Raw genomic sequence first — 12988 nt, 5'->3', positions numbered from 1 at the left:
TCGAAAGCCTGGTAATGTTTCCTTCGTCGCCGCGAGGGAAACCCCGCCGAAAGGCTTTCCCCGCACGACAGACACCTTGTCCGGGTGGCGGAATGGCAGACGCGCTAGCTTGAGGTGCTAGTGCCCTTTATCGGGCGTGGGGGTTCAAGTCCCCCCTCGGACACCATCGAAGGCCCCTGCTCACGCAGGGGCCTTCTTCGTGTCCTCCGCACCGGCCCGCCCGAGGGCCCCGCTCCCCGCGAACTGCCCCTGGATGTCCGCTCCTTGGCGGTGTGTGGGGCATGTCTCGTGCGGGGTGCGGAACGGCAGCTCAGGGGCGTCGGGCCGGGTCCCCCGCGGCCGCGGGCAGGGCCCTGCCGAGTGGCCGGACGAAGAGCCTGCGCCTAGCGTCGTACTAAAATTTCTGGTTTGTGACTTCGGCCGAACCGACGTGAGGACCTGATGGCAGCCATAGACGAGAGCAGCGCTCTCGGCCTGCTCGACGAAGAGATCCGCACGCAGTTCGGCGACCGGGCGCGGTTCTCCGCGGGTCCCGCGGCCTCGCCGCGCACCCTGGTCGACCTCTTCGACGCGACCGTGCGGTCCCACCCGGACGAGCCCGCCCTGGACGACGGTACGGCATGCCTCACCTACCGCGCGCTGGCCGTCGAGGTGGAGCGGCTGCGGCAGCGGCTGGCGGGCGAGGGGGTCGGGCTCGGGGACCGGGTCGGGGTGCGGGTTCCCTCGGGGACCAATGAGCTGTACGTCGCGATCCTCGCCGTCCTCGCCGCCGGTGCCGCCTATGTCCCCGTCGATGCCGAGGACCCGGACGAGCGGGCCGAGCTGGTCTTCGGGGAGGCCGGGGTGCGGGCGGTCATCGGCGCCGGGCACGGCATCACCGTCACCGGGCACGCCGTCGCCGACCACGCCGACACCATCGGCCACGCCAGCACCGTCGACCAGGCCGGCACCGTCAGCCACGTCGGCACCATCAGCCAAACCGGCACCGCGCACGGCGCCTCCGGCTCCCCCGCCGCGCGGCCCGGTGCCGAGCACGACGCCTGGATCATCTTCACCTCCGGGTCCACCGGGAAGCCCAAGGGCGTCGCCGTCACCCACCGCAGCGCCGCCGCCTTCGTGGATGCCGAGGCCGCGCTGTTCCTGACCGAGGAGCCGATCGGGCCCGGCGACCGGGTCATGGCCGGGCTGTCGGTCGCCTTCGACGCGTCCTGCGAGGAGATGTGGCTGGCCTGGCGGTACGGCGCCTGTCTGGTGCCGGTGCCACGGTCGCAGGTCAGGAGCGGTGCCGATCTCGGGCCGTGGCTGGTCGAGCAGGAGATCACGGTCGTGTCCACCGTGCCCACGCTGGCCGCGCTGTGGGAGCCCGAAACCCTCAACGACGTACGGCTGCTGATCTTCGGCGGCGAGGCCTGCCCGCCCGAACTGGCGCAGCGGCTGGTCACCGAGGGGCGCGAGGTGTGGAACACCTACGGGCCGACCGAGGCGACCGTCGTGGCCTGCGCCGCGCTGCTCACCGGCGAGGAGCCCATCCGGATCGGGCTGCCCCTGGGCGGGTGGGAGCTCGCCGTCGTGGATGACGCCGGGGAACCGGTGGCCATGGGCGGCAGCGGGCAGCTCGTGATCGGCGGGGTCGGGCTCGCGCGGTACCTCGACGCCGAGAAGGACGCGGAGAAGTACGCGCCGCTGGAATCCCTCGGCTGGGAGCGGGCCTATCGGAGCGGTGACCTGGTCAAGGCCGATCCCGAAGGGCTGGTCTTCCTGGGGCGGGCCGACGAGCAGATCAAGCTCGGCGGGCGGCGGATCGAGCTGGGCGAGGTGGATGCCGCGCTGCAGGCGCTGCCCGGGGTGGCGGGGGCCGCGGCCGCCGTGCGCACCGCCCGCAGCGGCAATCAGCTACTCGTCGGCTATGTCGTCACCCAGGACGGCTGGGACCACGCGGCCGCCGTGGAGAAGCTGCGGGCCGCGCTGCCCGCCGCGCTGGTGCCGCTGCTCGCGCCCGTCGCCGAGCTGCCGACCCGGACGTCCGGGAAGGTGGACCGGAGCGCCCTGCCCTGGCCGCTGGAGGGTGTGGAGACCCCCAAGGCCGATCTGTACGGCACCGAGGCCTGGCTCGCCGAGCAGTGGGCGGAGGTCCTGGGCATCCCGGTGACCGGCGCATCCGACGACTTCTTCGCGATCGGCGGCGGCAGCCTCGCCGCCGCCCAGCTCACCACCCGGCTGCGCACCCGCTACCCGAGCGTCGCCGTCCTCGACATCTACCAGCAGCCCGTCCTGCGCAAGCTGGCGCGGCGGCTGGAGGCGTCCGTGCAGGACGACGGCGCGCGGCGGACGGTCGCGCCGGTCCCGGTCCGCGCCCAGGCGCTGCAGCTCCTGCTGCTCGTCCCGCTGGTCACCCTGCTCGGGCTGCGCTGGACGCTGGCCCTGGCCGCCGTCGGGAACCTGCTGCCCGGCTACGGCTGGCTGCCCACCGCCCCCTGGTGGCTGCTCGCGGCCGGTGCGCTGCTGTTCTTCACCCCGCCCGGCCGGATCGCGGTCGCGGCGGGCGGGGCGCGGCTGCTGCTGCGGGGCCTCGCACCCGGGCGGTATACGCGGGGCGGCAGCGTGCACCTGCGGCTGTGGGCCGCCGAGCGGCTGGCCGAGTTCAGCGGGGCCACCACGCTGACCGGATCCTGGCTGGAGCGGTACGCGCGGGCGCTGGGCGCCAGGATCGGGCCCGAGGTGGATCTGCACTCGCTGCCGCCGGTCACCGGCCTGCTCAAGGTGGGCCGGGGCGCGGCCGTCGAGTCCGAGGTCGACCTGTCCGGGTACTGGCTGGACGGCGACCGGCTGGAGATCGGCACGGTCAAGGTCGGCGCGCACGCCGTCGTCGGCACCCGCAGCATGCTCTTCCCGGGCGCCCGGGTCGGCAAGCGGGCCGAGGTGGCGCCGGGTTCCGCGGTGTCCGGGCAGGTGCCCACCGGTCAGCGGTGGGCGGGCGCGCCCGCGGTCAAGCTGGGCAAGGCCAAGCGCAACTGGCCCAAGGAACGCCCGCAGCGGGGCACGTACTGGCGGGTCATGTACGGCATCACCGGTCTCGCGCTGAGTGCCCTGCCGTTGCTCGCCGGCGGGGCCGCGCTGCTGGTCGCCCGGCTCTTCGTGACGCCCGGCGGCTCCCTCGCCCAGGCGCTGCGCGGGGCCGCGCTCGGGCTGGTCCCGGCCACGCTGGCCTACGGGCTGGCGTACGCGCTGCTGATCCTGGTCTCCGTACGGCTGCTGAGCCTGGGGCTGCGGGAGGGCACGCATCCGACGCACAGCCGGGTCGGCTGGCAGGCGTGGACTGTGACCCAGCTGATGGACCGGGCCCGCGAGACCCTGTTCCCGCTGTACGCCGGGCTGGTCACGCCGGTGTGGCTGCGGCTGCTGGGGATGCGGATCGGGCGGGGCGCCGAGGTGTCGACCGTGCTGGCGCTGCCGAGCCTGACCACCGTCGGCGAGGGCGCGTTCCTCGCGGACGACACGCTGACCGCGCCGTACGAGCTGGGCGGCGGCTGGGTGCGGATCGGGCACGCGCGGATCGGGCGGCGGGCGTTCCTCGGGAACTCGGGGATGACCGCGCCGGGGCGGCGGGTGCCGGACGGCGGCCTGGTCGGTGTGCTGTCGGCGACGCCGAAGAAGGCGAAGAAGGGCACCTCGTATCTGGGGCTGCCGCCGGTGAAGCTGCCGCGCAGCACCGCCGACGGGGACCAGAGCCGTACGTACGACCCGCCGGCCCGGCTCCTGTGGGCGCGCGGGCTGGTGGAGCTGTGCCGGATCGTGCCGGTGCTGTGCTCGGCGGCGCTGGCCGCGGCGACGGTGGCGGCGCTGTGTGCGCTGGGCCCGTGGGCGTGGGCGCTGTCGGGTGTGGTGCTGCTCGGGGCGGGTGTGGCCGCGGCGGTCGTCTCGGTCCTCGCGAAGTGGCTGCTCGTGGGGCGGCACCGGGCCGGGGAGCATCCGCTGTGGAGCTCCTTCGTGTGGCGCAACGAGCTCGCGGACACGTTCGTCGAGGTGCTGGCGGTGCCGTGGCTGGCCGGGGCCGTGCCGGGCACGCCGGTGATGACGGCATGGCTGCGCGGGCTCGGCGCGCGCATCGGCAAGGGCGTGTGGGTGGAGAGCTACTGGCTGCCGGAGACGGACCTGGTGACCCTGGAGGACGCCGCGACCGTGAACCGTGGCTGCGTCCTGCAGACCCACCTCTTCCACGACCGGATCTTGCGGACGGATACTGTGGTTCTCCGTGAGGGCGCCACGCTGGGCCCTGGCGGGATCGTGCTGCCCGGCAGCGCGGTCGGGGCGCGTGCGACCCTGGGTCCCGCGTCGCTCGTCATGGCAGCCGAGTCCGTCCCGGACGACACCCGCTGGCTCGGCAACCCGATCGAGGCGTGGCGTTCCTGAGCGCGGGCCGCTCGGGTCGGCAGCGGGTGCGGGATGCACCGGCACAGAGTGGTGGCACAGCGCAGGGAGCAGACACAGCAGTGGCAGTTCAGCAGTCGGTCGGTCCGGACTCGTACTTCCCGGACAACGGTGACGCCCGCTACCGGGTGCACCGCTACGAGCTCACGCTGGACTACCGCCCGGGCCCGAACCGGCTGGCGGGCACCGCGCGGATCAACGCCATCGCGGGCCGGGCGCCGCTGCCCGAGTTCCAGCTCAATCTGGCCGACTTCAAGATCGGCCGGATCCGGGTGGACGGCCGGCAGCCGCACTACACGCACCGGGGCGGCAGGCTGCGGGTGAAGCCGGCGAAGCCGTTGCGGGCCGGGGCCGCCTTCACCGTCGAGGTGCACTGGTCCGGGAACCCGAAACCGGTGGTCAGCCCCTGGGGCGGGATCGGCTGGGAGGAACTGGCGGACGGGGCGCTGGTGGCGAGCCAGCCGATCGGGGCGCCGTCCTGGTATCCGTGCAACGACCGGCCCGCCGACAAGGCGTCGTATCTGATCTCGGTGACCACGCCGTCGGCGTACGCGGTGGTCTCGGGCGGGCGGCTGCTGACCCGGACGACGAAGGCGTCGACGACCACCTGGGTGTACGAGCAGTCCGCTCCCACGTCGAGCTATCTCGTCGGGCTCGCGATCGGCAAGTTCCAGACGGTGCTGCTGGGCGATCCGGGGCCGGGCGGGGTGCCGCAGCACGGGCACATCCCGGCTCATCTGCTGCCGGAGTTCTCCCGGGACTTCGCGCGGCAGCCCGCGATGATGGAGCTGTTCCAGGAGCTGTTCGGGCCGTACCCGTTCGAGGAGTACGCGGTCGCGGTGACCGAGGAGGAGCTCGATGTGCCGGTCGAGGCACAGGGGTTGTCGCTGTTCGGCTCCAACCACGTGGACGGCGCCCGCGGTTCGGAGCGGCTGGTGGCGCACGAGCTGGCGCACCAGTGGTTCGGCAACTGTGTGTCCATAGCCGACTGGCGGCACATCTGGCTGAACGAGGGTTTCGCCAAGTACGCGGAGTGGCTGTGGTCCGAGCGCTCGGGCGGCCGCAGCGCGCAGCAACTCGCGGCCGCCGCACACCGGTTGCTGGCCGGGCTGCCGCAGGATCTGCGGCTCGCCGATCCGGGGCGCCGGTCGATGTTCGACGACCGGCTCTACGAGCGCGGCGGTCTGGTCCTGCACGCGCTGCGCTGCGCGCTCGGCGACGACGCGTTCTTCCGCATGCTGCGCGCCTGGGTGCGGCTGCACCGGAACGGGACGGTGACGACGGCGGTGTTCACCGAGCATGTGGCCCGGTTCGCCGATGAGCCGCTGGACGGGCTGTTCCAGGCGTGGGTGCACGGGGCGAAGCTGCCGCCGCTGCCGATGCCCGGCAACCTTCCCTAGACTTGAGGGGTGGCCCGGCCCAATGACGAGGTCGAGGCGCTCCTGCGGGAGTACGCGGACCTCATCGCCATCACGGGAGGCGACGCCTTCAAGGCGCGCGCCTACGAGAAGGCGGCGCGTGCCATCGGCGGCTATCCGGCCGACATCGCCAAGCTGGACGCGGACGGCCTGAAGGAGATCCCGAACGTGGGCCGGTCGATCGCCGACAAGGTGATCGAGTATCTGCGCACGGGGAAGATGGCGGTGGTCGAGGAGCGCCGCGCGAAGATCCCCGCCGGGGTCCGCGAGCTGATCACCATCCCCGGTCTGGGCCCCAAGAAGGCACTGCGGCTCTACGAGGACCTGCACATCTCCTCGGTGAGTGAGCTGACCTCGGCGATCGAGGCGGACGCGCTGGCCGATCTGAAGGGCTTCGGCGAGAAGACGCAGGACAACATCCGGCACGGCATCGAGCTGCTCCAGCAGGCGGGCGCCCGGGTGCCGCTGTCGCTGGCCCTGGACACCGCGGAGGAGATCGTCGCCGAGCTGTCCGGGGTGACCGGCTGCACGCGCTGTGCCTACGCCGGTTCGCTGCGCCGGATGCGGGAGACCGTCGGGGATCTGGACGTGCTGGTCGCGGCGAAGCGGTCGGACCGGTTCATGGCGGCGCTGTGCGAGCTGCCCGCCACCGCGGAGGTCATCGCGCGCGGCACGAAGAAGACGTCGGTGCGCACCGCGAAGGGGCTCCAGGTGGATCTGCGGGTGGTGCCGCCCGAGTCGTGGGGTGCCGCGATGCAGTACTTCACCGGCTCGAAGGCGCACAACATCCGTACCCGCACCATCGCGGTGCACCAGGGGCTGAAGCTCTCCGAGTACGGCCTGTTCGACGCCGAGAGCGGGGACTCGCTGGCCTCCCGCAGCGAGGAGGAGGTGTACGCCCGGCTCGGGCTGCCGTGGATCGCGCCGACGCTGCGGGAGGACCGCGGGGAGATCGAGGCGGCCCTGCACGGCGAGCTGCCCGAGGTGGTGACCGAGCGGGACATCCGCGGTGACCTGCACACCCACACCGATCTCACGGACGGCCTCGCCCCGCTGGAGGAGATGGTGGCGGCGGCCGCCGAGCGCGGGTACAAGTACTACGCGGTCACCGACCACGCGCCCAACCTGTACATGCAGCGCATGACCGACGAGAAGATCCTCGCCCAGCGGGAGCGGCTGCGGGAGCTGGACGGCACCCACCACAAGATGCGGCTGCTGCACGGCACGGAGCTCAATATCGACCCGGACGGGGAGGTGGACTGGCCGGAGGAGTTCCTGGCCGGCTTCGACCTGTGCGTGGCCTCCCTGCACTCGCACTTCGACCTGGGCCGAAAGGCCATGACCCGGCGGCTGGTGCGGGCCTGCGAGAACCCGTACGTCACCATCCTCGGGCACCCGACGACCCGGCTGATCGGCAAGCGGCCGGGCGTCAACGCCGACTGGGACGAGGTGTTCGCGGCGTGCGCGCGCACCGGCACCGCGCTGGAGGTGAACGCCCAGCCGGACCGGCTCGACCTGTGCGACGAGGACATCCTGCGGGCCCGCGGGCACGGTGTGAAGTTCGCCGTGAACACCGACGCCCACGCCGTCCCGCACCTGGCGCAGCTGCGCTACGGCGTCGGCACGGCGCAGCGTGGCTGGCTCACCCGGGACGACGTGATCAACACCTGGCCGCTGACCCGGCTGCGCGCGTTCCTGCGCAAGGGGAGATGAGCGGCGTCATTCCCATTGCCGGTCCATCCACAGCGGCGACGGGCCGTCCTTCTCGTTCGAGCCCACCGCCTTCATGTCCCCGTCGGCGGCACGCAGCAGGATCCGGCCCATGGCGATGAGCGCCCGCCCGGCCGCGAGTTCGTCGCCGATCTCCGGTACGTCGGGGTCGTACGGGCTGCGGCGGGCCTCGGCGCAGCTCTCCAGGACGTTGTCCCCGGTGTCCAGGACGATCCGGGCGGTGGTGTCCGGGTCGTGCTCGGACAGATACAGGTTCAGCCGCCACTCCTTGACGGCCGGAGGACGGCTCCTCGCGGGTCGGGTCATGGCCGTTCCTCCTCACTGTGCTGCGCTGCCCTTCCACTGTGCATCCGGCCCGCGGCGGACGCCTCTCCTGCTGCGGGCAGAATGGGCCCATGACCTCGCGTGCCTGCCCCTGCGGACTCCCCCGGCCCTACGACGCCTGCTGCGGCCGTTTCCACGCGGGACCGGTGAGCGCGCCGAGCGCCGAGCTGCTGATGCGGTCCCGGTACAGCGCGTTCGTGACGGGGGACGCGGGGTATCTGCTGCGCACCTGGCATCCGCGGACCCGGCCCGAGACCCTGGACCTCGACCCGCGGATGAAGTGGACGGGGCTGGAGATCCTCGACCGCACCGACGGGTCCGCCTTCCACACCACGGGCACGGTGACGTTCCGCGCCTCCTACCGGGGCGGTTCGCTGCACGAGCGCAGCCGCTTCGAGCGGGTGGACGGGGCGTGGGTGTACGTGGACGGGGACTTCCTCGACTGACGTCCGTCGGTCAGGGCGCCAGGATGTCCAGTTCCTGGAGCGCGCCCATGGTGATCTCCCTGGTCAGCTGTTCGGCGCGGGTCGCGTCACCGGCACGGACGGCTTCCGCGACCTGTACGTGCAGGGTGACCGCCGCCGGGTCGGGGTCCTCGAACATGACCTCGTGGTGGGTGCGGCCGGCCAGGACCTCCGCGACGACGTCGCCGAGCCGGGCGAACATCTCGTTGCCGGAGGCGGTCAGGACGACCCGGTGGAAGGCGACGTCGTGGATCAGGTACGCCTCCAGTTCGTGGCCGCGCGAGTGGGCCACCATGCCGAGCGCGCACTCGGTGAGTTCGGCGCACTGCTCGGCCGTGGCGTGCTTGGCGGCGAGGCCGGCCGCGACCGGTTCGACCGCCGAGCGCAGCACGGTCAGTGAGCGCAGCTGGTGGGGCCGGTCGGCGCCCGCGAGGCGCCAGCGGATGACCTGCGGGTCGTAGACGTTCCACTCGGCCTTCGGCCGGACCGTCACACCCACCCGGCGGCGGGACTCGACCAGGTGCATGGACTCCAGCACGCGGACCGCCTCGCGCATCACGGAGCGTGACACCTCGAAGTGCTGGGCGAGTTCGTCCGTGCGCAGCACGCTGCCCGGCGGGTACTCGCCGGCGGTGATCGCGGGGCCGAGGGTGTCCAGGACATGGCCGTGCAGCCCCCGGCCCGGTGTGGTCATGCACTCAGCGTACGGCGTGGATCACCGCCCTAAAAAGTCAGACTTATATGTCACACACCCTTGAATTCGTCGTACCTAATGGGTTTCAGTGTGCCGACGCCGACGTGGCGTCGGATGTCGAGGAAGACAGCGAGGCAGTTCATGCGAACCCCCCAGGTCGTCGTCGTGATGGGCGTCGCGGGGACGGGCAAGACCACGATCGGTCCCCTGCTCGCCGCGCGGCTGGGCGTCCCGTACGCCGAGGGCGACGACTTCCACCCGCAGGCCAACATCGACAAGATGGCGGCCGGCGTCCCGCTCGACGACAGCGACCGCCGGCCCTGGCTGGATGCCATCGGTCACTGGGCGCACGGGCGGGCCGGACTGGGCGGGGTGGTCAGCAGCTCGGCGCTGAAGCGGTCGTACCGCGACCGGCTCAGGGCCGCCGCCCCCGGCATCGTGTTCGTGCATCTCACCGGCGACCGGAAGCTGATCGAGGACCGGATGGCCCAGCGGCAGGGGCACTTCATGCCGACGGCGCTGCTGGACTCCCAGTTCGCCACGCTGCAGCCCCTGGAGCCGGACGAGGCCGGAGTCGCCGTGGATGTCGGCGGCGGCCCCGAGGAGATCACCGAGCGCGCCGTGCGGGCCCTTGAGGCGCTTCCCGACACCACCGAGTAGTACGCACCCCCCCTCCCCCTCGTCCCCGTACACCGCAAGGGAACTCCCGTGACCAGACTCAGCGTCGAGATGCTGGCAGCGGACGCGCCTCCGCCGATCACCTCCGCCGGACACGCCCAGCTGGGCATCGCCGTCCTGGTGGGCATCGCCGTGATCGTCCTGCTCATCACCCAGTTCAAGCTCCATGCCTTCCTGGCGCTGACCCTCGGGTCACTGGCGCTCGGGGCGGCCGCCGGGGCGCCGCTCGACAAGGCGATCACCAGCTTCACCACCGGGCTCGGCTCCACGGTGGCCGGCGTCGGCGTCCTGATCGCGCTCGGGGCGGTCCTGGGCAAGCTGCTCGCCGATTCCGGCGGCGCGGACCAGATCGTCGACACGATCCTCGCCAAGGCAGGGGGGCGCGCGATGCCCTGGGCGATGGTGCTGATCGCCTCGGTGATCGGGCTGCCGCTGTTCTTCGAGGTCGGCATCGTGCTGCTGATCCCGGTCGTGCTGATGGTCGCCAAGCGCGGCAACTACTCCCTGATGCGCATCGGCGTCCCGGCCCTCGCCGGTCTGTCCGTGATGCACGGCCTGATCCCGCCGCACCCCGGCCCTCTGGTCGCGATCGACGCGCTCAAGGCCAACCTGGGCGTGACCCTGGCGCTCGGCATCCTGGTCGCGATCCCGACGGTGATCGTCGCCGGTCCACTGTTCTCGAAGGTCGCGGCCCGCTGGGTGGACGTCCCGGCCCCCGACCGGATGCTGCCGCAGCGCACCTCCGAGGAACTGCGCCACCGTCCCGGCTTCGGCGCGACCCTCGCCACCGTGCTGCTGCCGGTGGTGCTGATGCTGGCCAAGGCGCTGGTGGACATCGTCGTCGACGACCCGGCGGACCGCACCCAGCGGGCCTTCGACGTCATCGGCTCCCCGCTGATCGCCCTGCTCGCCGCCGTGATCACCGGCTTCTTCACGCTGGGCCGGCCCGCCGGATTCAGCAGGGAGCGGCTCCAGCAGACCGTCGAGAAGGGGCTGATGCCGATCGCCGGCATCCTGCTGATCGTCGGCGCGGGCGGCGGCTTCAAGCAGACGCTGATCGACTCCGGGGTGGGCCGGATGATCCTGGACATCTCCAAGAGCTGGTCGATCCCGGCCGTGCTGCTGGCCTGGCTGATCGCGGTGGTGATCCGGCTGGCGACCGGCTCGGCGACGGTGGCGACGGTCTCGGCGGCCGGTCTGGTCGCGCCGCTCGCGGCCGGCACGTCGACCACCCACACCGCCCTGCTCGTCCTGGCGATCGGCGCCGGCTCGCTCTTCTTCAGCTTCGTCAACGACGCCGGCTTCTGGCTGGTGAAGGAGTACTTCGGACTGAGCGTCGGGCAGACCGTCAAGACTTGGTCGATCATGGAGACGATCCTCTCGGTGGTCGCCGGCGGCCTGGTCCTGCTTCTCTCACTGATCCTCTAGGGGTACGGGGATGACTCACCCGCTCTTCGACATCCGCGGCCGTACGGCCCTGGTCACCGGCTCCAGCCGGGGCATCGGCCACGCACTGGCCCGGGGCCTGGCCGAGGCCGGCTGCACGGTGGTCCTCAACGGACGTGACGGCGACCGGCTGGCCGACGCGGCCGCGGAACTGCCCGGGGACCGGATCCACACGGCGGTGTTCGACGTGACCGACGGCGCCGCGGTGGCCGCCGGGATCGCCGGCGTCGAGGAGCGGGTGGGCCCGCTCGACATCCTGGTGAACAACGCGGGCATGCAACTGCGCGCCCCCTTGCTGGAGTTCGCCGACGCCGACTGGCACCGGATCCTGGACACGAACCTCACCAGCGCGTTCCTGGTCGGCCGGGAGGCGGCCCGGCGGATGACCGAGCGCGGCCACGGCAAGATCGTCAACATCTGCTCGCTGCAGAGCGAGGTCGTACGGCCGGGCATCGCGCCCTACGCCGCCGCCAAGGGCGCGCTGAAGATGCTCACGAAGGGCATGTGCGCGGACTGGGGGCCGTACGGCGTCCAGGTCAACGGGCTCGGGCCCGGCTACATCGAGACCGAGCTGACCCGGCCGCTGGTGGCGGACGAGGAGTTCAGCGCCTGGGTCCGCCGGCGCACCCCGGCCGGCCGCTGGGGCCGCACCGAGGACCTGGTCGGCGCCCTGCTCTTCCTCGCCTCCCCCGCGGCGGACTTCGTGGGCGGGCAGATCCTGTACGTCGACGGCGGCATGACGAGCGTGCTCTGAAAGGAGCTGCGGCAATGCTGGGTTGTGTGATCCACGGCGCGGGCGATCTGCGCGTGACGGAACTGCCGGCGCCCGAACCCGGGCCCGGCCAGGCCCTGGTGGCCGTCCGCTACGGCGGGATCTGCGGGTCGGATCTGCACTACTGGCGGCACGGCGGGGTCGGGGACTTCCGGCTCCGGGAGCCGATGGTGCTCGGGCACGAGGTGGTGGGCACGGTGGTGTCCTACGGCGCCGGGGCGACGGGTCCCGCGCCGGGTACGGCGGTCGCCGTGCACCCCGCCACCCCGTGCGGGCGCTGCCCGGAGTGCGCCGACGGGCGGCCGAACGTGTGCCGGGACACCCGCTATCTGGGCAGCGCGGCCCGCTTCCCCCATGTCCAGGGCGGGTTCGCGGCCCAAGTGGCCGTATCTGCTGGGCAGTTGAGGCCTCTGCCGGACGGTCTCGGGCTGCGCCGGGCCGCGCTCGCGGAGCCGCTGTCGGTGGCGCTGCACGCGGTGCGGCGCGCCGGGGACGTGTCCGGCGGGCAGGTGCTGGTGACCGGGGCGGGGCCGATCGGGTGCCTGGTGGTCGCGGCGGCGAAGGCGGCCGGCGCGGCGCGGGTGACGGTGACCGATCCGGTACCCGAGGCCCTCGGGTACGCGGCCGTCGCCGGGGCGGACACGCTCGTACGGGCCGACGATCCGGCTGACGCCGGGTGGCCCGCGGAGGTCGACGTGGCCGTCGAGGCGTCGGGGGTCGCGGCCGGGCTGGACACATGTCTGCGGCGGATACGGCGCGGTGGTGTGGTCGTCCAGCTCGGCATGCTGCCGCCGGGGCAGTCGCCGTTCGCCGGACATCTCGTGGTGAGCCGGGAGATCGAGCTGCGGGGGGCGTTCCGGTTCGCCGCGGAGTTCGACGATGTGCTGCAACTGCTGGCCGCGAAGGGGGAGTTCGACGGGTTGATCAGCGCGGTGGTGCCGATACGGGACGCCGCGGCCGGGTTCGACCTGGCCGCCGACCGGGGGCGGTCCTGCAAGGTGCTGCTGGAGTTCTGACCGGGATGTTCGACCGG

Annotated in this window: 10 protein-coding genes and 1 tRNA gene; 9 read left to right on the top strand and 2 right to left on the bottom strand. The window is 72.6% G+C overall.

The window, feature by feature from the left end; all coding sequences use genetic code 11:
• The first annotated feature begins 78 nt into the window (after window positions 1-78).
• From AB5L52_RS34405 to polX, 4 genes are all read left to right on the top strand, one after another.
• Window positions 79-166, top strand: a tRNA-Leu gene (locus AB5L52_RS34405).
• A gap of 275 nt (window positions 167-441) precedes the next feature.
• Window positions 442-4410 carry a Pls/PosA family non-ribosomal peptide synthetase gene (locus tag AB5L52_RS34400; protein WP_369367567.1) on the top strand — a complete coding sequence of 1323 codons (3969 nt, stop codon included), beginning with the start codon at window positions 442-444 and terminating at the stop codon, window positions 4408-4410.
• Window positions 4411-4490: 80 nt separating this feature from the next.
• Window positions 4491-5828: a M1 family metallopeptidase gene (locus tag AB5L52_RS34395; RefSeq protein ID WP_369367566.1), complete on the top strand. Its 1338-nt coding sequence runs from the start codon at window positions 4491-4493 to the stop codon at window positions 5826-5828.
• A gap of 9 nt (window positions 5829-5837) precedes the next feature.
• On the top strand, window positions 5838-7559 hold the full coding sequence (gene polX, locus AB5L52_RS34390) for a DNA polymerase/3'-5' exonuclease PolX (RefSeq protein ID WP_369367565.1): 1722 nt from the start codon (window positions 5838-5840) through the stop codon (window positions 7557-7559).
• Window positions 7560-7565: 6 nt separating this feature from the next.
• On the opposite strand, the gene AB5L52_RS34385 is transcribed toward polX, so the two are convergent.
• Entirely contained in the window at window positions 7566-7883 is a 318-nt protein-coding gene (locus tag AB5L52_RS34385; protein WP_351022038.1) for a dsRBD fold-containing protein, read from the bottom strand.
• 89 nt (window positions 7884-7972) lie between these two features.
• Here AB5L52_RS34385 and AB5L52_RS34380 point away from each other — a divergent pair, with 89 nt between their 5' ends.
• Entirely contained in the window at window positions 7973-8347 is a 375-nt protein-coding gene (locus tag AB5L52_RS34380; protein WP_369367564.1) for a YchJ family protein, read from the top strand.
• 10 nt (window positions 8348-8357) lie between these two features.
• On the opposite strand, the gene AB5L52_RS34375 is transcribed toward AB5L52_RS34380, so the two are convergent.
• The gene (locus tag AB5L52_RS34375; protein ID WP_351022044.1) at window positions 8358-9059 is read right to left on the bottom strand and encodes a FadR/GntR family transcriptional regulator; all 702 of its coding nucleotides are present in this window, start codon (window positions 9057-9059) and stop codon (window positions 8358-8360) included.
• Window positions 9060-9200: 141 nt separating this feature from the next.
• Between AB5L52_RS34375 and AB5L52_RS34370 the strand changes: the two genes are divergently transcribed.
• The 4 genes from AB5L52_RS34370 to AB5L52_RS34355 are packed head-to-tail and all read left to right on the top strand — an operon-like array spanning window position 9201 to window position 12971.
• Entirely contained in the window at window positions 9201-9719 is a 519-nt protein-coding gene (locus tag AB5L52_RS34370) for a gluconokinase (RefSeq protein ID WP_369367563.1), read from the top strand.
• Window positions 9720-9767: 48 nt separating this feature from the next.
• Complete coding sequence (locus AB5L52_RS34365) at window positions 9768-11165, top strand: gluconate:H+ symporter (RefSeq protein WP_351022050.1); 1398 nt, start codon at window positions 9768-9770, stop codon at window positions 11163-11165.
• A 10-nt stretch (window positions 11166-11175) separates the two neighbouring features.
• Window positions 11176-11937: an SDR family oxidoreductase gene (locus AB5L52_RS34360; RefSeq protein ID WP_369367562.1), complete on the top strand. Its 762-nt coding sequence runs from the start codon at window positions 11176-11178 to the stop codon at window positions 11935-11937.
• A 14-nt stretch (window positions 11938-11951) separates the two neighbouring features.
• Window positions 11952-12971, top strand: a complete 1020-nt coding sequence (locus AB5L52_RS34355) for an L-idonate 5-dehydrogenase (RefSeq protein ID WP_369367561.1) — start codon at window positions 11952-11954, stop codon at window positions 12969-12971.
• Window positions 12972-12988: the final 17 nt, after the last annotated feature.

Origin of the sequence: Streptomyces sp. CG4, assembly GCF_041080655.1 — a bacterium.
Classification (GTDB): domain Bacteria; phylum Actinomycetota; class Actinomycetes; order Streptomycetales; family Streptomycetaceae; genus Streptomyces.
Note: the sequence above shows the minus strand (reverse complement) of the source record. Positions and strands in the feature narration are given on the sequence as shown.

Coding starts and splice junctions, on each gene's coding strand:
- AB5L52_RS34370 (WP_369367563.1), top strand. CDS start 9,201: ATGCGAACCCCCCAGGTCGTCGTCGTGATGGGCGTCGCGGGGACGGGC.
- AB5L52_RS34380 (WP_369367564.1), top strand. CDS start 7,973: ATGACCTCGCGTGCCTGCCCCTGCGGACTCCCCCGGCCCTACGACGCC.
- AB5L52_RS34400 (WP_369367567.1), top strand. CDS start 442: ATGGCAGCCATAGACGAGAGCAGCGCTCTCGGCCTGCTCGACGAAGAG.
- AB5L52_RS34355 (WP_369367561.1), top strand. CDS start 11,952: ATGCTGGGTTGTGTGATCCACGGCGCGGGCGATCTGCGCGTGACGGAA.
- AB5L52_RS34360 (WP_369367562.1), top strand. CDS start 11,176: ATGACTCACCCGCTCTTCGACATCCGCGGCCGTACGGCCCTGGTCACC.
- AB5L52_RS34385 (WP_351022038.1), bottom strand. CDS start 7,883: ATGACCCGACCCGCGAGGAGCCGTCCTCCGGCCGTCAAGGAGTGGCGG.
- AB5L52_RS34375 (WP_351022044.1), bottom strand. CDS start 9,059: ATGACCACACCGGGCCGGGGGCTGCACGGCCATGTCCTGGACACCCTC.